Below are 18,182 nucleotides of genomic sequence, written 5' to 3' on the forward strand. Positions count from 1 at the left end.
CAGTTAATTTCCATACATACCTTTGATTCTCGTTTTGACTTCGTCATGATGAAATGTTTTCTCATGCATCATTAATTCCTGTTCTATGACGTGCGGCAGCTGCTCACGAAGCGGGGCCACCAAATGATCTTTTAATGTAATCAATGAGTTTCTTGGCTTTTCCGCCAGTTCATGCGCCAGCTCCACCGCATAATCTACTACTTCCGCACGGGGCAGCACTTTAAAGGGGACCCCTCTTTTTTCAAGATCAGCTCCGCGGTAGCTGCCCGCATTCATTAATACTTCCTGGGCCAGGCTGAATCCCAGTTTTTTAGGGACGATAAAGGTAGCGCCCATTCCAGGCGTAAATCCGTATTTCATAAAATTAGCCGTATACACGCTCTCTCTGCTTAGAATGACAATGTCAGCAAAGAGCCCCATGACAAAGCCGCCTCCAATTCCGTGGCCCTGCATGGCCGCAATGACTGGAATCTCGCAATCCAACGCCAGAGAATAAAGATTGTCATCCGTGAACTTGGTCAATCCCTGCTGAATACGAAGCAGTCCTTCTTGTGTTCCTCCTGAAGCAAAATAATTATCATATCCCGTCAAAATGACCGCTTTATAATCTGGTTTCTGCCGAATGAATTTAAACGCTTGAATTAAACCGTCTGTAAGTTCTTGTGAAAACGCGTTTTTATGAGTGCGGTCATGCATCTTTACCTGAATAATAGCGGGCTCAATTTCGATGAGCTCTACAACAGAATGCGTCATGATGTCCTCCTAACGGTTCTGATTGTCATCTTTTCAAATGATTACTGTTCCTCCCATGGAAATTGCCCTATCTCAACATACCTGATGATTCCCATTTGGTTTTGAGGATCAGAAAACATGTCTTGATTTGCAGTTAAAGCGATGGATTTCGAACGGCTGACTTGATGATCAAGTGAGCTGATATACTGTTTATAACGTGCGATTCCTTTTTTATTCAGCCTCCGCAAGCGCAATAAATGCTTTCTCAGCAGCACCTCACTTTGAGCATCAAAGGCATCTATTAACCCCCATTCACTGGCTTCCTGAATGGAAATCGGCTTTGTCATTAGCGTCATATAATGTGCTTTCTGCCAGCCGATCCGGCGGATCAGAAACGGTAAAACACAAGCCGGATACAGACCGAATAACAGCTCAGAGAGACTGAATGACGCCGTTTCATCCGCAATGGCAATATCTGTGGCAGATACGAATCCAAGGCCGCCGGCATTGACTTTTCCCCTGACATGCGAAATCGTGACATAAGGGCCAGTCTGCAGTTTCAGCCACAAATCATAGAGAGGCTCTTGGGAGCTTGCCTGTTTTTTGCCGCTTTTCATTTCCTGATAGATTTCTTGAAAATCCGCTCCGAAGCAAAACACCTCGGGAAGCCCTTCTAAAACGACAACCGTAACTGATGATGTTTCACATTGGTTTAACACTTGTAAACATTCTTCTATGAGTGTGTCATTTATCGTATTGTTCGCTTCAGGACGGTGAAATGTGATGTAGCAAACCGACTCATGAATGCGGACCTTTATTGTTTGATAGGTCACGAGATCCACCTGTACTTCCGATGAAACTCAGAAATTTCTTCTAAAAACAATCGAGGCTTCTCTTGAGTAAACTGCATGATGCCCGGTATCATCTCAAAATCCAGCTTTACATTGCGCGTCCCGAACCGCACCATCCCACTCCCCTTAAACAACAGCTCATACTCATCCATGGAGAGCTGATATCGGCGATCTAAATGCTTCTCAATGCCAAATGAGCGCTGGCGTTCCTGGCCTTGCGGAGTTGTAATTCCGCTGTAAAATTCAGAACAGCAGCCTGATCCGTAAGAAAAACAGCCGATTCGTTTAGGCGAATCAAACCGCCCTTGGTCTATCGTGCTGGCTAATGCCAGAAACAAGGCAGCCCCCATAATATTTCCAACCCTTTGGCAGTAGTTTAAACCTGGCTTTACCCGATTTAAAAAATCCGTTTCAATCTCAGCTGTTTTCACCTTCGCCACCTTACGCATCATTGTCCGGTGCGCACCTTTCACCATCCCGCCAAAAGGCGTATGGTAAGCAAGATATTGAAACGTGTCCTGATAATTGGCACCGGGTACACGTTTTTGATATTCCAGAAAGGTTTGTTCACAGCAATCCAGATATGACATTAAAGACAGGTCAGAATCTCCCGCTTCACTATCAGGAATGGGACGGCAGGTATCCATCACTTCATAGCCGTAATAGCCATTTGCTCCCGGATCTATCTGAAACACCTCGGGATTTTCGCCTACTAAAACGGCCACCGCTCCTGCTCCGGCACTCGGTTCGGCATAAGACCAGTCTTCACTTAAAGCGTCTCCGCCCTCAGCGATTAAAAAACGTGAAATATCACTGGCGATAACCAGTGCTTTGGCACCCGGAGAGGTCTGGGATAATATAAAATTCACCGCCATCTGAAATCCCGCTGTTCCTGAATAACATGCCTGTTTAATCTCAAACAAACGGCAGTTGCGGTTCAGCCCTAAATATTCATGGATATATGTACTTAACGATTTCCCAAAGTCGATCCCGGATTCAGAACAAGTGATTAACAATTCAATCCGGTCCTTCTCGGCTTCGGATAAAGCGTCAATAATCGGCTTAGCTGCATTGACTCCAAAGGTCACAGGATCTTCATAAGGCAGTGCTACCGCTTTTTCTTTCATTAATAAGTTTTCAAATCTTGCAGTATCTAAATGTCTGTATTTGGCCAGTTCCATGACATCAAGGTACGCCGTTCCGCCAAAGACATTCATCGCTTCTATTCCGGCTGAAACCATTTATGATTCGCCTCCACATTTCTCAATGTTTTGTATACAAACCGCGGTGTTCATTCCGCCAAAGCCCATGCTTAAGCTCAGCGCATTTTTGATGCGGTATGAAATCGATTTCTCATTTACCCAATGAAAGGAATCATCGATTGGATGATCCAAATTCCGGCTCGGGTGCAGGGCAGATTCTCTCATTTGCAGCAAAACAGAAACAATCTCTACGATTCCTGCCGCGCTGAGACCGTGCCCGGTTATCGATTTTGTTGCGTTGATATAAGCATGGGAAAGCCGGCATGCATGCAGCGCCTTTAATTCAATTTCGTCCCCAATAAAAGAACCTGTGCCATGGGGATTAATATAATCAATGTCTTCTGGTGAAAGACCGGCACGCTCCAGCGCCTCCTGGATGACATAAATCTCTCCTTCTAAAGAAGGATCGGGATTCCGGTTCCCGTCTAGTTTGATTGACCACCCAGACAATGCTCCATAAGGTTTGACACCTCGGCGGACAGCCGTCTCCTTTCGTTCTATCACCAGGGCGCCGCAAGATTCTCCATAAATAAACCCGTCTCTGTTCTGATCGAAGGGACGGCACGCTTTCTCAGGCTCATCAGCATATTTGTCCGTTCCCATAGCGCCTAAAGCCCTGAGCGCTCCGCATTCCATGTAAGAAAGATCCATTAATGCCCCCAGTGCTATGCAAACATCAACCTCGCCTGATAAGACTTGCTGAATCGCATGAATCACTGCTAACTGGCCGCTGGCGGAGGCTCCTCCCGCCGTATAAGCTAAGCCCGTGATGCCAAACTGATCTGTGCATAGCCCGCAAAGATCACTATCCATGAAAGACAGGCCATATGCCGGCGAAATAAAACCAGAGCGGTCTTGATAACTTTCATAAAGCTGTAAGGTTTCTCTCTGCTGAAAATTTGACCCGCCGACTACCAGTCCGATACGTACAGAATCGACATCATCTAATTCAGCCTCCTCCCAAGCCTCTGAGAGGGTCACCAATGCAGTACGGCTCGAAAATGACGCTTTTCGCAGCAATTTTTTAGAAAGGCGGTCGGGATAAGACAATGACGCAATTTCAGCGCCGATAAACCGGCTGTCTTTTTGTCTGCCCGGACGCTCCATGACACCAAAGGCATGCCTGCCGGACAGCAGCGAAGAAGCAAATGCCTCTTTCCCTTGACCGATGGCAGCCGTGACGCCTACACCGGTCACCACCACCTCAGACAGATTGCACTTTGTCATAAAGCACCTCAGCTAATTCGCCGATGTTTTTCACCCCAGACAGCTCAATCCGGGGAATCTTTAATGATAGAGCCTCAAGCACCATTGTGATAATTTCAGCTCTGTCTACAGAGTCAGCTCCTAACTCAACTAACTGATCTTCAGGCTCAAACCTGTGTCCGTCTAATTCAGGTAGCACCTCGCAAATATTGGTGACTAACACTTCAAAAATTTTCTGTTTATCCATAACGCGCTCTCTCCTTCAAGGGATCATTTTAGTGCTTTTTATAGGTATATTTTCATAATATTCGAACGATTAATCTTATGCTGTCTGTTTAATGCGACGGTTGATACATTGATTGCATCCGTTCATGAAGCAATGCTGCTGTTTCTGTCATTAATTTTTTTCCGATCTCATCCACATGGCGATTGCGCCAGTTTTCTAATTCCGACCCTTTGACCCATTGATTAAAGGCTCCCAGCGCCGGACCGCAGTGAATTTGGTAATCGACCTTCGAATGTTCGTTGCCGCTGATTGCCAAGTTGGAGCTGTATCTGAAGTACCACCGGAAAATCAAAGCCATTTTATGCTTCGGATTTTGTTCAGCCTTCTCAATTTCTGCTGCGGGATAATGTAATGTCATATCTTCATAGATGTCTTCTATACTGCGTTTGAAGTATTTCTCCTCAAGCTGAGTTAACGTTTTTGCATCCAGCTCACGTATTGACCCATATCGCTGGTACAGTTCATATAACTTGTTTGCCCGCGCCGGAAAGAACACGCCTTTCTTCAGCACTTGTACTTTGCTGCCAGATTCGAACATATCACCCGCAGGCGCATAGGCAGTATCTTGTACATTCATTTGCTGAAGCAAATCCTTTACTTTGTCACTTGTTGCCGCCTCAACTGTACATTGATTGATTGAGCCTGTAACAATAAAATCCGCACCAAGCATAAAAGCTGCCATCGCTGCATCAGGCGTTCCAATTCCTCCAGCTGCACCAACTCTTACTTTTTTCGGATATTGATATTTTTTCATCATTTCATCTCTTAATGATGTCATGGCCGGCATCAGGCTGTATGCCACACCGCTATCTGTATGACCTCCTGAATCAGCTTCAACACAAATATCGTCAGCCATCGGAATGCGCCGCAATAATTCAGCTTCGCTCACTGTGATTTTATTTTCTCCTAAAAGCTTTTGCAGCATATTCTCAGGCGCAGGACTCAGAAATGATTCTGCAACTTCCGGCCGTGATATTTTCGCTATGAGACGATTTGAGCATATGACGTCACCATTGGGGTTTCGTCTCACTCCTTTTGCGCGATACCTTACCAATGCGGGAGTGACACTTAAAAATGCTGAAGCTTCCACATTTCTCACTTGATGCTTTAATAAAAGGTCGATCATCTTTTCTTCTGATTCAGTATGTTTCATATTGTGGACGAGATTTATGCCGTAGGCTTGGCCTTCCCCTAGTTCAACTTGAATGGTGAGGATCGCATCTTCAACCTCATTCAAGCTCAGGCCGCCTGTGCCAAAGAACCCCATCATACCCGCTCTTGACAGCTTTACTACCATTTCTTTCGAAGCAATGCCGCGGTACATTCCTCCTGCAAGATAAGCATATGTAAGATGATAATCCCGTTTAAACTCAGCACTTCCTAAAGACTCTGCCGTAATCCCAGCTTGAACATTATGTGGATGGTCAGCAGCTTCTGGATGACTTGAAGCAAGGTTCTTTTCGGGTGCATGCGTTAACGGTTCTGCTTCATTTTTAATCCGATGGATGAGACTGGTCAATACAGTTCCAGGCCCGATCTCTTCAAACTCCATTTCTCCTCTTCCCATCAGAAAACGTATGCTGTCCGTCCATTTCACTGTGCTGTCCATTTGTTCAGATAATGTCTCCTTTAACCTGTCCTGATGATATGGCTCTGCATAGACATTGGAAATAACCGGGATAGCCAGAGGCTCAAAATGGAATGAGTCAATAAATTGCTTAAATTCCTGTTTTGCTTCATTCATATATCTGGAATGAAAAGCCCCGCTTACATTTAAAACATGAAACAGCTTTACATCCTTGGTGTTTTCAAAAACAAGTCGCGCTTTTTCAATCTCTTTTTTTTGGCCGGAAATCACAATTTGCCGGGGCGTATTTTCATTTGCTACATCAATGGCATGAAGACGGTGCTCTTCTAAAACGGCTGTAACTTGTTCCTTATTCAGGCCAATCACAGCAGCCATTCCGCCTCCTGTAATCCGCCCCATCAGTTCGCCTCTTTTTTTGACAAGCCTTAATCCGGTTCCGAAATCAAATGCACCCGCTGCAAACAGCGCATTGTATTCTCCTAAGCTATGTCCGGCCGCAAAATCAGGTTTTCTGCCGGTCTCCTCCACTCTCTTCAAATAACTGAGTGCATTGACGACGTACAAAGCCGGCTGCGTGTATTGCGTATGATTTAAATCCAAATAGGATTCTTCGGTACAGAGCTTTTCTATTGAAAAGCCCAATATTTGATCTGCTTGATCTGTCAAATGCCGATATTGTTCAAACAGCCCTTGTCCCATTCCCTTTTGCTGGGAGCCTTGCCCTGGAAAAACATATGTAATCATCTTGTAAACTTCCTTTCTGGTCTACGGAAACACTCAACCGTATTCAGATTTTTCAGCTCCTGATGAAATGGTGTCATGATCGAGCAGCTGCGGTGAGCTGAATCTCCCGGGAGCAGCTGTTTCACAAAAGCAGCTAAGGTGCCGGATGGCCCCAAATCGATAAACCGGCATGCATGCTGACTTTCCAAATATCGAATCGCTTCGCGAAATCTCATTGGCTTTCTTACCGCATCCCAAAAGAAATGCTTGTCCATTTCGTGAAGGCAGCTTCCCGTTAAACTCGATACAACTGGTATTGACGGGTTTTTAAAAGATATTGACTTTAAATATTCTGCATAGGCACTTTCTGCCGGATCAATAAGTGAAGAATGAAAGGCATAGGACACAGGCAGCAGCTGGCAAAGAATCTGTTTCTCTTTTAAAACCTCCATGATCTGCTTTATGTTTTCTTCTTCACCAGAAATGACGAAGTGCGAATCAAAATTGATAGAAATGAGTTCACTGTTTTCAAACAGTTGCGGATGATCATTCAGTAATTGCGGTTTATCAAGAATGGCCAGCATTTTCCCTTTATCGCAGGATTTTTGGATGACAATAGCCTGTTCAAGTATGCAATCCAGTATATTCTCTGCGTCTGATACACCAGAAACAGCCGCTGATGCGAATTCTCCCAGACTTGATCCCAATACGTAATCAGGATAGATTCCCCTATCTTCCAAAACTTTGTATAAGGAATACTCAACCATAAAGATTGCAGGATGGGAAAAAAGAATGCTGTCAAACGGATCCGACACACGTTTAGCTGGATGATAGATTTCTTCAACAATCGATGCGCCAATGCGCCGTGCTGCAATGGCATCCATTTCAAGCATCGATTGGCGAAACACGATATTCTCCTTAAATAATTCCTTCCCCATATGATAGTACTGGGAACCTTGTCCGGAAAACATAAAAACGAGCGGTTCATTCATGTGCATACCTTCTTTTTTTATATTTATGACGGCTATTTTGATATCTCGACTCATTGTATGCAATACATAACAGCGATTGAGATCCGATTATTTAATCGGTAAGACATGATGTAAAAAAGAAATGAGAAGAATCAACTTTAGGAGGATTGCTATTAGTGCTCTGGATGCAACTCTTTTATGAAGTGGTCATAGATGTATGTTGTTAGTCTCAAAAATAGATATGACAGGATCAGCAAAGAACATCGACTCTAAATTTGGGTGCGGTTAAAAAGTAGGCCATCTTGATGTGAGAGCGATGGTCAGTCATGATATTCCGGCTGTCTGACATAGTTCAAATGTCTAATAGGGTGCGGATATGTTTGATCAGCCTCTTTATGTAACAGTATATAAAGTTATTCATTTAGAAACAGTGTCTATTGAACGATTGCGTCTCTAAAGCTTTATACCCTAAATAAAAGGAAATCTGTCCTTAGCCTTGCCTATGCGGCGCATGGTCTTAGGAACAATCATTTTCAGCGGGGCATTGGTTCCGCATCTTTCTTAATACGGTGAATCAACCCTGTTAAAACATTTCCTGGCCCTATTTCCTCAAACTCCATTTGGCCTTTTTTCATTAAGTAGCTTATGCTCTCAGTCCATTTCACTGAATGATTGATTTGATCGGCCAGCGTCTGCTTCATAAATTCGTATGTATACGGTTTGGCATACACATTAGAAATAACCGGGATAGACGGAGGCGAAAAATGGAAGGTATGAAGAAACTGCTCGAATTCTTCTTTTGCTTTATTCATGTATCTGGAATGAAACGCGCCGCTTACGTTTAAGAGGAGTACCATTGTAACTTCAGTCATCGTTTCAAAAAGAGATGCGGCTTTTTCGATATCATCTTTTCGGCCTGAAATCACTATTTGATATGGGGCGTTCACATTAGCGATATCAACATTGTGTAAATGGTATTTTTGCAGAGCCTTTGCAACCTGCTCTTCATTTAATCCCATAACAGCGGCCATACCGCCGTTGCTCACCATACTCATCAGCTCGCCTCTTTTTCTGACAAGCTTTAAACCTGTCTCAAAGTCAAAGGCCCCAGCTGCAAATAGCGCATTGTACTCACCCAAGCTGTGCCCGGCGACAAAGTCAGGCTTAGCTTCTGCTTCTCGGATTTTTTTCAGGTAGCTTAATGCGTTTACCACATATAAAGCCGGCTGAGTAAATTGCGTTTTGTTTAAATTAGAATAAGGATTTTCTAAGCAAAGACGTTTAATTGAATACCCTAAGATCTCATCTGCCTGAGCCGTCAGTTCTTTAAATTCAGTAAATAGATCGCTGCCCATTCCCTGTTTCTGTGAACCCTGACCCGGAAAAACATATGTGATCATTATCTCAAAGCCACCCTTCCGATAAGTAGATTTGTATCACTTCTGTATGATTTTATAAAAAAATAGTGATGACCGGATAAATAGTAGCATGTTCATGTTGATGGTAACCTCTGTCAATATGTCCGTCAAGTTAATTTTTCCTACAGTTTACTCGATTGCTTTCCTGCTTTTTTCAATTAAGGCATAAAGGATCAGGGCATATCACACAACATAAGAAAAATGACCTGCATCACATAAAGGTCGCCATATGCTGACAATGCGCTTCAACTTATCACCTGAGCCTTTTCGATACAAATTAAATCCTTCTATGTAATCATTTTAAAAAATACTAATTATTTAGATATTCGAAGAAAAATAGGATAATAGATTCAGAAGAATTATTTAAAATCAAAAATACCTTTTTGGTTTTTGCGGGTGCGAAATTTCACAAAATATTCTATCTTATCAATTTGAAAATAAATATTATACTGATAAAGATCCTTTATCGTATAGCCGGGCACTTTGCCAAATGAGTGACCAGGATAAACCCGTACATAGGGTGAAACCTCTGACTTAATCCTTTGAATGCTTCTGAACATCTCTTCCGCAGAACTGCCATCATCCTCACATATGCCGCACCCTTCTGTAAATACCGTATCTCCGGTAAAAATACTATTAGAAAACAAATAACACATTCCGCCGGCTGTATGCCCCGGCGTGAGAAGGCATTGCACACTTGTGTTTCCTATGCTGATCGTCTGATGATCATGAAGGCCAATTAAATTTCTGCATCGGAATTGATAATAATCAATTTCTTTTTGGGACATATAAACTTGAGCGTTAAACATCTTTGTCAGCGGCTCTACCAGGTTTACATGATCATAATGAGAGTGTGTCAATACAATTGCTGTTAATTCAGCTTCGAGTTCTGAAAGTTTAGTTGTTATTTTACTCAGTTCCCATGAGGGGTCAACAACAATTGCAGATTTACTTACAATATCTTCAATGATATAGCAATAATTCGTCCAGCCTTGATACCTTGTTTTAATTGGATGTACCTTATAAGTAAGATTCATTTACACCATTCCTATCATGTAAAGTTCTTAAATGAAAGTTAGACAAACTGTTCAACCCTCAGTCCGTCTTTCATTCCACTTTACCAAACGGCATGATTGTTTTCCATTTTTTTCAGAGGCCCTTGTTCTTTTTGCATATAAAAAAGCTATTCCTTTGGAAGCATGTCCAACAAGAATAGCTCTTCGTTTAGGTATTTCTTTCTTCTATCTCACATGTTTCTTCTATGCAAATTGATGCTACATGCTGCATAATGACACGTTTGATCCGGTCTTTATTCACTCGCACAGGGTCAAGCATCGCATGTAAAGCCAAGCCGTCAATTAGCGCGTAAAGTCTCTCAGCTTCAATGTCTTTATCAGCATTCTGCTTCAGTAAATCAAATTCATCTAAATAGGCAACCAGATTCCGCATGCCGCTGTAAATCCCGTCATGATTCGCATCAAACATATCCTTTTTATGTCTAGCGTAAACCGTAAAGGCGAACCACACCTCCATCTCTCTAATCGTTTCTTCATTCGTTGGGACAATTTCAAGCAAAATATGCAACACTTTTTCCTTAGGGGGCAAATCCTTCATTGCAATGTCCTTAATTCGGGCCATCGCCTTTTCCTGAACAAGTTTCATTGCAAAAACAAGCAGTTCATCTTGAGTAGAAAAATAATGGCGCAGCGCACCTAATGACAATCCTGCTTCCTTTGCAATGTTTCTGGCTGAGGCTCCCTCCATCCCCCGTTCTAAAATCACGCGCCACGTCGCTTCTGCAATTTGTTTTCTTCTTTTCTCATGGTCAATTTGTTTTGGCATAGTTTTATTGTAACAAGAAAAAAATAAGAGAGCAATTTTTATAATACAGTTGTGTTATAAAAATAAAGATGGTAAAATATTGTTTAAATAATACAACTGTATTGAAAAGAGGGGAATGGATTGAACGGTATCGCATGGATGATTGTCTTCTGTGAAATTGCATTTTGGGTTGTGATTGTTTTAGGGCTTGCTGTACGCTACCTATTCAAACAACGTACATTAGGACTGCTATTCCTTGCCTTAACCCCAGTGATCGATTTGATCTTATTAGCGGCAACTGCTGTGGACCTTTACCGCGGAGCCTCAGCGACTGCTGCCCACGGGATTGCGGGTGTTTACATCGGTATATCGATCGCTTACGGAAAGCAAATGATTCAATGGGCGGATGAAAAATTTCAATATTATGTGACAAAACAAGGAGCCAAACCGCTGAAGCGTTATGGAATGGATCATGCCAAGCACTATGCAAAAAGCTGGATAAGACACGTGCTGGCCTACCTTATTGGTGCGGGATTATTAGCAGGAATGATCTACTTCATCAATGATTCTGCCCGAACCGAGGCATTAAGCGGCATTCTTAAAACATGGACAGTCATTTTAGGCATTGATTTTCTCTTTACCGCCAGCTATTTTATTTGGCCGAAAAAAGAGAAAGCTTCGTCAACTCTCAAAAGTTAACATGATGAAGAAGAAGGTCCTTTCCGCTGGAAAAGGGCTTTTTAAGTTTTTGTCAAAATATGTTATACTGTTTTCCGGTGATCTACTGGGATCTCGACCCTTGCTGTTTTCATTAAAATAAGCTTAGGAGATTCATATTACAATGAGTAAGTAAGCATGTGAAAGGAGTGTCGCGCTTGAGCCAAAAAGAACAGAACGAGCAGTTTAAAGAGTTAAAGCTGAGCTCGAAATTAATCGTAATTGTATCTATCATTCTTATCGTTGCCATTGCACTAGCAATGATCTTTGGCGGCTATTTCTTCGGGATGAAAGGGTTATTCTCTATACTGGGCATCACATACGATTCCAATCAAACATTAGTTTTATTTATTTTAGTCTGTTTTGCTGCAGGCTTGATCATAGACCCACTCACAATGATTGTCTCTATGATTCTGGCAAAATCACTTTCATTGAAAAAGACTGCACTTTTTGCTTTTATCCTGTACTTTATCAGCAATTTCATAACGATCGGTTTTGCTGATTACTTTATGCAGTCTATATATATTCCAGATGTCTTGCTTTTTGTGATATCAGCATTGATGGCTTTCATTGAACTTGCATTTGATGAACAGCCTAATGAAGGAACTGTTAAAAACAGCCTGTGATATTTCAAGTGGTTTTTACTTTTACCCAGATTGAAATATGAGAGAACAAAAATACATTTCCATAACTAATACACTCAAACAACAGCTCACATCTTTTTGCTTTCTCATCACAAAAAAACTCCCTGTTCATAAAAACAGGAAGCAAAACAATGTTGATTTGATTTAGATTCTGCATTCATAAATAATTCCTTCCATCTCATGCTCAAGCTCATCCAAAAGGATAATTCTATTTGGATCGAATGTCATGTTCCCACCTCCCTACCTAAAATATACATTTATTTTAATTATTTGCAACATTTTATTATGGCAAGGGATATGTCCATAAACCCATTACGTAGAACATGGGCAAAATATGGGCAAAGTCATTTATTTGATCTTGCCCATTTCGCCATTAAAAAGTCTGCTTATTATTTTGATCAAGTTATTATATGAATTAAATTCTATGGTTGGATACATTTCATTTGCTATTCGATTTGCAAAATATTCTTTCCAAACCATAAGAGCTAGTGGAACTATTGCTAAATCTGTTCCTTTAGCATTAAAATCATTAACACTAAAGTTTACTGGATCATTTACGTGAGCTAATTCATGAAAAAAGACATTCAGACCTCTATTGTTTTCTGGATTATCTTTATCTATTGATCTAATATTAGATATCATCTCCGTTAAAATTTCAGAGTGATAAACAATAGTAGCTTTTTGTATTTTCTCGGCTCCTAAATACTTCACCATCATCGCACGACCTTTTCCAATACTATCATTTGTATATCTGAGAGGCTTGCCTTTTTCCTTGAGTACTGCAAATAAATCTTCTTCATAGCATTCACTAAACACTATTTTCTCTAACTTATCTGTCTTTAAAATTGTATTGGCTAGATTCTCTATAACTTTTTTAAATAGATCCATTTTATTATCACTTAAACTATATTGTTTATTATCTATTTCGATAGCATTTCTTATCTCTATTTCCAAAGTTCCACACCCCCTTTTCATTTAATACCCTATTTTTCTCAATTCCCCATATGTTTTATACTGTGCAACTCGTCGAACTGTGCCAACCCCTTGCCCTATCTGTTTTCAAGCTAAAACCCTAACATTAATTACACACCTGTTATCTTTTATGGAACTCAAAAAAATTAAAATAAAACGTTCACCATAGAGTTCTGGATGAGTCATTAAAAACAATGTTAAAAAATCTAAATGCTAAGTACACAGTTTAGCAAGTGATTAATCCCAATAAAAAACGCTCTCCCGATTTTAGGAAAGCGTCTATCGATTTGATTTATTGCTTATTACTTAAATATTTCTAGGGAAACACTATAAAGTGGTTTTCATGAAGCTTTTATCATAGGCCGTTACTGTCCATTTTAAGAATAACCAACCTTCTCTATTTAGGATAGAACGGAGTTGATCCTTTACTCACTTTATTTCTTTTTTGTTTGGTAATAGGTTTATTCACGTATTTTTCACCTGAATTAATTGTTTTATCAACTGCGTTACTCTTTTCTTGAGCAATTGCACTATCTCGTGTATCCTCGGCTGCATTACTTTCCTTCATAGCTATTGCTGCTCTCTTTACATTACTAATACTTGTAAGTTCAGGGTTTTGTTCTTGCGTTAAATAAAGATTAATGTTTATTTGAAGTGGTGTATCTTCTAATACTTCTTCTATTTTCTTTTTTATTTCTTTATTTAATAAATCGCTATCATTGATTTTAAAATTCCTGTCCACATGTCTTTCTGGTCTATTAAACATGGTGCTTTCACCTCTTTCTAATAAAAAGATACCACCCTACTACTGTTTAAGAATGTAGATAGGGTGGTGCCACTATTCCCTTTAAATAGCACTCAACTAATGTTTAGGAGTCCAGATTTTAGAACTCCCTTTATGCTTACCGTCATCTTTCTTATATTCAGTGTCTTTTTTACGTTTTTTATGCTTAACAGACTGATCAAAATCTGAATTTTCGGGATCACGAGATGCATTACTATGACCTTGAGCAACTGCGCTTTTCCTTGGGTTATCTGAAGCTTGACTATAATCTTGGGCAATTGCACTGCCGTCGTTATCCTCGGCTGCATTACTATTTCTAATAGCAATTGCAGTATCAGCAAAATCTCCAATCGAGATTAGTACCGGATTCTGTTTTTGATATTTTTTTGACTTTTTCTTATCTTTTTCTTTATCTTTTTCCTTATGATCTATATCTTTATATTTATCATCAAAAAACATATAATAACCTCCCTTATATTAATCCTTTTTGGTTTTTACAGATTGATCAAAATTACTGTCTTCAGGGTCCCTAGAAGCATTACTGTAATCTTGAGCAACTGCACTATCCATCGGGTTATCTGAAGCACTACTATGACCTTGGGCAACTGCACTGTCATCATTACACTCAGCAGCATTACTACCATCAATAGAAATTGCAGAGTCATTAAAGTTGATAATACTAATTAAAATAGGTTCCTGCTCTTGATCCGGCCGCTTTTTCTTTCTCTTTTCCACGAATTATTCACTCCTTCATATCAATAATTTTTATTCCATATAAGGTATAATCTTTTAACAATTTTGTTTGGACAAATAGTACAAGTTATGCTATTTCAAACATTTTCCTTAAGACCATTTTTTATATAAGGATTTAAGGATTTAGCAATTAATCAAATACTATATATTTGCCGATCACTTACCCTCTCTTTTTGAAGATATCTCATAAATGAATTCCATACCTTTTTATTAAGATTTAAAGAAAAGACTCATCCTTGTTGTTTTGGATGAGCCTGGTTATATTTTAAATTTCTTCATAGCGTTGTTCATGGCGCCTTAATTGATTCCGATGTATCGCAGGGTTGTCCGTTGGTCTGAGTGATTAAATATCTCCTGCAGCATAGCAACGTCCTTTGTTTGTAAAATTGATAGCCGAATGTTTTCCTCAATATATGCGTGCCAATGTCATCTAACCCCACATAGGCCTTAAATTCCCTTTGAAGGGCTGGCGTCATATCGATTCTCTTTTTTCTTTTTCGTTTTCTTCTCTATGAGATCGTTTAGCGTCTCTTGCTCTCAGCTGCAGAATATCCGATATGCGTAGCCCTGAGTTGATACTCGTCACGAATAGTATGTAATTCCTCATGTTTTGCTCTTTTAAAAAACTCTTGATGTAGAAGATACATTCCGGATCACGTATTCTCAAAGCTCCCCAACAACATTGTTGGTCAGTATTATACCTCACTGCTTCAGTTCCTTAAGCGACGTACTATAAAGCAAAGTCAATTCTAAATCAACTAGTTTTTCTAATGAAACAGCCAAGAAAACCACCCTTTTATAATTTATAATCATATTAAATCACAAAAAAGTGAAATTATATTTTTTAATCATAAAATCCCCTTATGAATCTAAATATCGGACAAATCTGCTTGCACAACAGTTGACTAATCCTTAAATTCTGTCCACCAGATTGGGAACCCCATGAGACCACTCTATACACGCCGGGTTCAGCAGCAAGCCAGCAACTGATTCGGTTCCTGTTTGAAAATAACTGAAACCGGTAATGTCTGATGGTTCCAATTCGGTCCTATTGGCCCCTTACAAACCCTGACCGTAAGTGTTGGCAACATCACTGTATCCACCAAAGAACGGCTGCCCTGACGATTTCATCCCCTAGTCACTTTAGTTAACGAATTAACAAAATATAAAGGCTGACAAGAAATAACAAGGAAACGTACGGCGAAAAATAAGATGACTCCCCTTTCTTTATTTCAACTCCAAAGGGGGAAGATTTTGGGCCTTACGCAATTAATAAAGTAATAGACGCAGTTCTAAATAAAACGGATTTGCATCATAAAACCCCACATGGCTAAGGCATACCCATGCAATCATGCTGTTAGAAAGTGGTGCAGATCTTAAATATGTAAGTGAACGACTTGGTCATACTACAGTCAAGATAACTGCAGATGTTTAAATTCATTTCACTGAAAAAACACAATAAAAAAAGCATTGATCAATTCGAAGAATATCTCAATGCTTGAAAAATGTATGGGCAAAATATGGGCAAAGGGGGTATTCCCCTCCGCCACCCCCCGCTACATCACGCGTTTGAACATCTTTTCCATTTCATATGTCGAATGGTGTATGATGATCGGCCGGCCGTGTGGGCATGTAAATGGGTCTGATGTGCTTCGGAGGTCGTCCAGAAGCGCTTTGATTTCGTCATTTCTGAGGTGGCGGTTCGCTTTGATGGAGCCCTTGCAGCTCATCATAATCGCCGCTTCCTCGCGCAGTTTTTTAATATCAATATGTTTGGAGTCGAGCACCTGCTGAATGATTTCTTCAATCAGCTCAGCTTCTTCCCCCTTTGGAAACCAGGCCGGGTGGCAGCGGACGATGTAGCTGTTTGAGCCAAATGACTCTAAAAAAACACCGACGCTTTCGAGTTCTTGTTTGTGCTGTTCAATAATCAATGCCTCGTTCGTGGAGTAGTGGAACGTCAGCGGCACGATCATATCCTGCACCTCAGGTTCAACCTCTCCCACCTTTTCACGGAAGTATTCGTACTTAATACGCTCTTGGGCGGCGTGCTGGTCGATAATATACAGGCCGTTTTCGTTTTGTGCCAATATATAAGTCCCATGCATTTGGCCGATCGGGTACATAATCGGAACCCGCTCAGACGTTGGCTCAGGCTGTTCTTCTTGATGGTATTCTTGCTCAAATGCTTCAGGCTGTTCTTCTGAAACATCAGGCACCTCAATGCTTTGTTCCTCATCAACGATAGGAGGAGCATTAAATTGGAGAGGAGGCAATTCTTCCTCCGCATCAACCGGCTCTTTCACGACTGAGCTGAGCTTCATTGGGGAATAAGATGGCGCAGGCGCTTTTTCCGGAACTTTTCTTTCCGCAGGCTTTTCATCAAAGGTTATGAACTGTTGCTCATTTTTGATGACAGGTGCCGATTTTTTCGGGAGTTGGGCACTCGGAATCAGCTGCTGCTGTTTAAATACATCTTTAATTCCGTCACGAATTAAGTCATGTAGCTCTGTTTCCTTGCTGAGACGAACCTCAAGCTTCGATGGGTGCACGTTGACATCGACTAAAATCGGGTCCATCGTAATTTCTATAAAGGTAATCGGATGACGCCCAATGGGCAGAAGGGTATGGTATCCTTCATGGACCGCTTTGACGAGCGGGAAATTTTTAATGTAACGGCCATTGATCACAGACGACATATAATTTCTCGACGCCCGTGTAATCTCTGGGAGAGCGATATATCCCTTTACTTCAAAATCCAAAGAGCTCACATGCAGCGGAAGCATTTTTTTGGCGACAGCCGTTCCGTAAATCGCTGCCAGGACATGACGCACATCTCCGTTTCCGTTCGTTTGAAGCAGGTTTTTCCCATGATGGCGCAGGCGGATTGATACCTCCGGATGCGCCAGTGCAATACGGTTGACTACATCAGTGATATTTCCAAGCTCTGTATGAACGGTTTTCATATATTTCAAGCGGGCCGGTGTGTTAAAAAACAGGTTAGAAACGACGATTTCAGTTCCCTTTCTGCTTGAGGAACGTGATTCAGAAATGACATTTCCTCCTTGGAGGACGAGCTTCGTCCCTGCTCCCTCACCGGTGCTTGTCGTAATCTCCAGATGAGAGACTGACGCGATACTCGGCAGTGCTTCTCCCCTAAAACCAAGCGTTCTCACCCTGAATAAATCATTTTCATCTTTAATTTTACTCGTTGCGTGGCGTCGAAAAGCACGCTTGCAATCTTCATTTTCCATTCCTTCGCCGTTATCCAACACTCGAATGGATGCAAGACCTGCTTCCTCAATATCGATTTCAATGACTGTGCTGTCAGCGTCGATCGCATTTTCCACCAATTCTTTGACGACTGAGGCGGGCCGTTCCACAACCTCGCCCGCCGCTATTTTATTTGAAAGCTCATCTGACAGCTGGATGACTTTTGCCACATTCATCACCC

The 18,182-nt window shown here is 41.2% G+C and carries 18 protein-coding genes and 2 pseudogenes; 3 read left to right on the forward strand and 17 right to left on the reverse strand.

Translation table 11 applies throughout. From position 1 onward, the window contains the following. Positions 1 to 3: 3 nt before the first annotated feature. The 11 genes and pseudogenes from KHQ79_RS09630 to KHQ79_RS09680 form a co-directional block, all read right to left on the reverse strand. Positions 4 to 753, reverse strand: coding sequence for a polyketide synthase (locus KHQ79_RS09630; RefSeq protein ID WP_003238386.1), 750 nt, complete (start codon positions 751 to 753; stop codon positions 4 to 6). 41 nt (positions 754 to 794) lie between these two features. Further along, positions 795 to 1,574, reverse strand: coding sequence for an enoyl-CoA hydratase/isomerase (locus tag KHQ79_RS09635; protein ID WP_225514980.1), 780 nt, complete (start codon positions 1,572 to 1,574; stop codon positions 795 to 797). Continuing rightward, positions 1,562 to 2,824: a polyketide biosynthesis 3-hydroxy-3-methylglutaryl-ACP synthase PksG gene (pksG, locus tag KHQ79_RS09640; RefSeq protein ID WP_003238391.1), complete on the reverse strand. Its 1,263-nt coding sequence runs from the start codon at positions 2,822 to 2,824 to the stop codon at positions 1,562 to 1,564. Before pksG ends, KHQ79_RS09635 begins: the two co-directional genes overlap by 13 nt. After that, positions 2,825 to 4,072, reverse strand: coding sequence for a beta-ketoacyl synthase N-terminal-like domain-containing protein (locus KHQ79_RS09645; protein ID WP_225514983.1), 1,248 nt, complete (start codon positions 4,070 to 4,072; stop codon positions 2,825 to 2,827). Then, the gene (locus KHQ79_RS09650; RefSeq protein ID WP_225514985.1) at positions 4,050 to 4,298 is read right to left on the reverse strand and encodes an acyl carrier protein; all 249 of its coding nucleotides are present in this window, start codon (positions 4,296 to 4,298) and stop codon (positions 4,050 to 4,052) included. The genes KHQ79_RS09645 and KHQ79_RS09650 overlap by 23 nt, the downstream gene beginning before the upstream one ends. A gap of 88 nt (positions 4,299 to 4,386) precedes the next feature. Continuing rightward, positions 4,387 to 6,669 carry an ACP S-malonyltransferase gene (gene fabD / locus KHQ79_RS09655; RefSeq protein ID WP_225514987.1) on the reverse strand — a complete coding sequence of 761 codons (2,283 nt, stop codon included), beginning with the start codon at positions 6,667 to 6,669 and terminating at the stop codon, positions 4,387 to 4,389. Continuing rightward, entirely contained in the window at positions 6,666 to 7,640 is a 975-nt protein-coding gene (locus KHQ79_RS09660) for an acyltransferase domain-containing protein (protein ID WP_225514988.1), read from the reverse strand. The genes fabD (KHQ79_RS09655) and KHQ79_RS09660 overlap by 4 nt, the downstream gene beginning before the upstream one ends. Positions 7,641 to 8,152: 512 nt before the next feature. Further along, entirely contained in the window at positions 8,153 to 9,019 is an 867-nt protein-coding gene (gene fabD, locus KHQ79_RS09665; RefSeq protein ID WP_003238400.1) for an ACP S-malonyltransferase, read from the reverse strand. Further along, positions 9,019 to 9,214 (reverse strand): annotated as a pseudogene (locus tag KHQ79_RS09670) (hypothetical protein). Before KHQ79_RS09670 ends, fabD (KHQ79_RS09665) begins: the two are co-directional and overlap by 1 nt. Positions 9,215 to 9,396: 182 nt before the next feature. Continuing rightward, positions 9,397 to 10,074: an MBL fold metallo-hydrolase gene (locus tag KHQ79_RS09675; RefSeq protein ID WP_225514990.1), complete on the reverse strand. Its 678-nt coding sequence runs from the start codon at positions 10,072 to 10,074 to the stop codon at positions 9,397 to 9,399. A 187-nt stretch (positions 10,075 to 10,261) separates the two neighbouring features. Then, a complete protein-coding gene (locus KHQ79_RS09680; protein WP_225514992.1) occupies positions 10,262 to 10,879 on the reverse strand; it encodes a TetR/AcrR family transcriptional regulator in 618 nt (205 codons plus the stop codon). Positions 10,880 to 10,999: 120 nt separating this feature from the next. On the opposite strand from KHQ79_RS09680, the gene KHQ79_RS09685 reads away from it, so the two are divergent. After that, entirely contained in the window at positions 11,000 to 11,557 is a 558-nt protein-coding gene (locus KHQ79_RS09685) for a hypothetical protein (protein ID WP_225514994.1), read from the forward strand. Between the two features lie 176 nt (positions 11,558 to 11,733). Beyond that, positions 11,734 to 12,201 carry a regulatory YrvL family protein gene (locus tag KHQ79_RS09690; RefSeq protein ID WP_225514996.1) on the forward strand — a complete coding sequence of 156 codons (468 nt, stop codon included), beginning with the start codon at positions 11,734 to 11,736 and terminating at the stop codon, positions 12,199 to 12,201. 366 nt (positions 12,202 to 12,567) lie between these two features. Here KHQ79_RS09690 and KHQ79_RS09695 read toward each other — a convergent pair whose 3' ends face one another. The 5 genes and pseudogenes from KHQ79_RS09695 to KHQ79_RS09715 all read right to left on the reverse strand — a co-directional run bounded on the left by KHQ79_RS09695 (position 12,568) and on the right by KHQ79_RS09715 (position 15,395). Continuing rightward, positions 12,568 to 13,173 (reverse strand): hypothetical protein, encoded by a 606-nt coding sequence (locus KHQ79_RS09695; protein ID WP_225514998.1) that lies wholly within the window; start codon positions 13,171 to 13,173, stop codon positions 12,568 to 12,570. Between the two features lie 415 nt (positions 13,174 to 13,588). Beyond that, entirely contained in the window at positions 13,589 to 13,957 is a 369-nt protein-coding gene (locus KHQ79_RS09700) for a hypothetical protein (RefSeq protein ID WP_225515000.1), read from the reverse strand. A 96-nt stretch (positions 13,958 to 14,053) separates the two neighbouring features. Next, positions 14,054 to 14,434 carry a hypothetical protein gene (locus KHQ79_RS09705; protein ID WP_003238417.1) on the reverse strand — a complete coding sequence of 127 codons (381 nt, stop codon included), beginning with the start codon at positions 14,432 to 14,434 and terminating at the stop codon, positions 14,054 to 14,056. Positions 14,435 to 14,452: 18 nt separating this feature from the next. Then, positions 14,453 to 14,710 (reverse strand): hypothetical protein, encoded by a 258-nt coding sequence (locus KHQ79_RS09710; protein ID WP_060398657.1) that lies wholly within the window; start codon positions 14,708 to 14,710, stop codon positions 14,453 to 14,455. 315 nt (positions 14,711 to 15,025) lie between these two features. Beyond that, positions 15,026 to 15,395: pseudogene (locus tag KHQ79_RS09715) on the reverse strand (tyrosine-type recombinase/integrase). A 684-nt stretch (positions 15,396 to 16,079) separates the two neighbouring features. On the opposite strand from KHQ79_RS09715, the gene KHQ79_RS09720 reads away from it, so the two are divergent. Next, the gene (locus tag KHQ79_RS09720) at positions 16,080 to 16,163 is read left to right on the forward strand and encodes a hypothetical protein (protein ID WP_187441455.1); all 84 of its coding nucleotides are present in this window, start codon (positions 16,080 to 16,082) and stop codon (positions 16,161 to 16,163) included. Positions 16,164 to 16,284: 121 nt separating this feature from the next. Here the strand turns inward: KHQ79_RS09720 and mutL are convergent, their stop codons facing one another. After that, entirely contained in the window at positions 16,285 to 18,171 is a 1,887-nt protein-coding gene (gene mutL / locus KHQ79_RS09725; protein WP_060398656.1) for a DNA mismatch repair endonuclease MutL, read from the reverse strand. Between the last annotated feature and the right edge of the window lie 11 nt (positions 18,172 to 18,182).

Source organism: Bacillus sp. TSO22, assembly GCF_020223595.1.
GTDB lineage: Bacteria > Bacillota > Bacilli > Bacillales > Bacillaceae > Bacillus > Bacillus inaquosorum.

Coding starts and splice junctions, on each gene's coding strand:
- KHQ79_RS09720 (WP_187441455.1), top strand. CDS start 16,080: ATGCTGTTAGAAAGTGGTGCAGATCTTAAATATGTAAGTGAACGACTT.
- KHQ79_RS09700 (WP_225515000.1), bottom strand. CDS start 13,957: ATGTTTAATAGACCAGAAAGACATGTGGACAGGAATTTTAAAATCAAT.
- KHQ79_RS09675 (WP_225514990.1), bottom strand. CDS start 10,074: ATGAATCTTACTTATAAGGTACATCCAATTAAAACAAGGTATCAAGGC.
- KHQ79_RS09650 (WP_225514985.1), bottom strand. CDS start 4,298: ATGGATAAACAGAAAATTTTTGAAGTGTTAGTCACCAATATTTGCGAG.
- fabD (WP_225514987.1), bottom strand. CDS start 6,669: ATGATTACATATGTTTTTCCAGGGCAAGGCTCCCAGCAAAAGGGAATG.
- KHQ79_RS09660 (WP_225514988.1), bottom strand. CDS start 7,640: ATGAATGAACCGCTCGTTTTTATGTTTTCCGGACAAGGTTCCCAGTAC.
- pksG (WP_003238391.1), bottom strand. CDS start 2,824: ATGGTTTCAGCCGGAATAGAAGCGATGAATGTCTTTGGCGGAACGGCG.
- KHQ79_RS09705 (WP_003238417.1), bottom strand. CDS start 14,434: ATGTTTTTTGATGATAAATATAAAGATATAGATCATAAGGAAAAAGAT.
- KHQ79_RS09680 (WP_225514992.1), bottom strand. CDS start 10,879: ATGCCAAAACAAATTGACCATGAGAAAAGAAGAAAACAAATTGCAGAA.
- fabD (WP_003238400.1), bottom strand. CDS start 9,019: ATGATCACATATGTTTTTCCGGGTCAGGGTTCACAGAAACAGGGAATG.
- KHQ79_RS09630 (WP_003238386.1), bottom strand. CDS start 753: ATGACGCATTCTGTTGTAGAGCTCATCGAAATTGAGCCCGCTATTATT.
- KHQ79_RS09645 (WP_225514983.1), bottom strand. CDS start 4,072: ATGACAAAGTGCAATCTGTCTGAGGTGGTGGTGACCGGTGTAGGCGTC.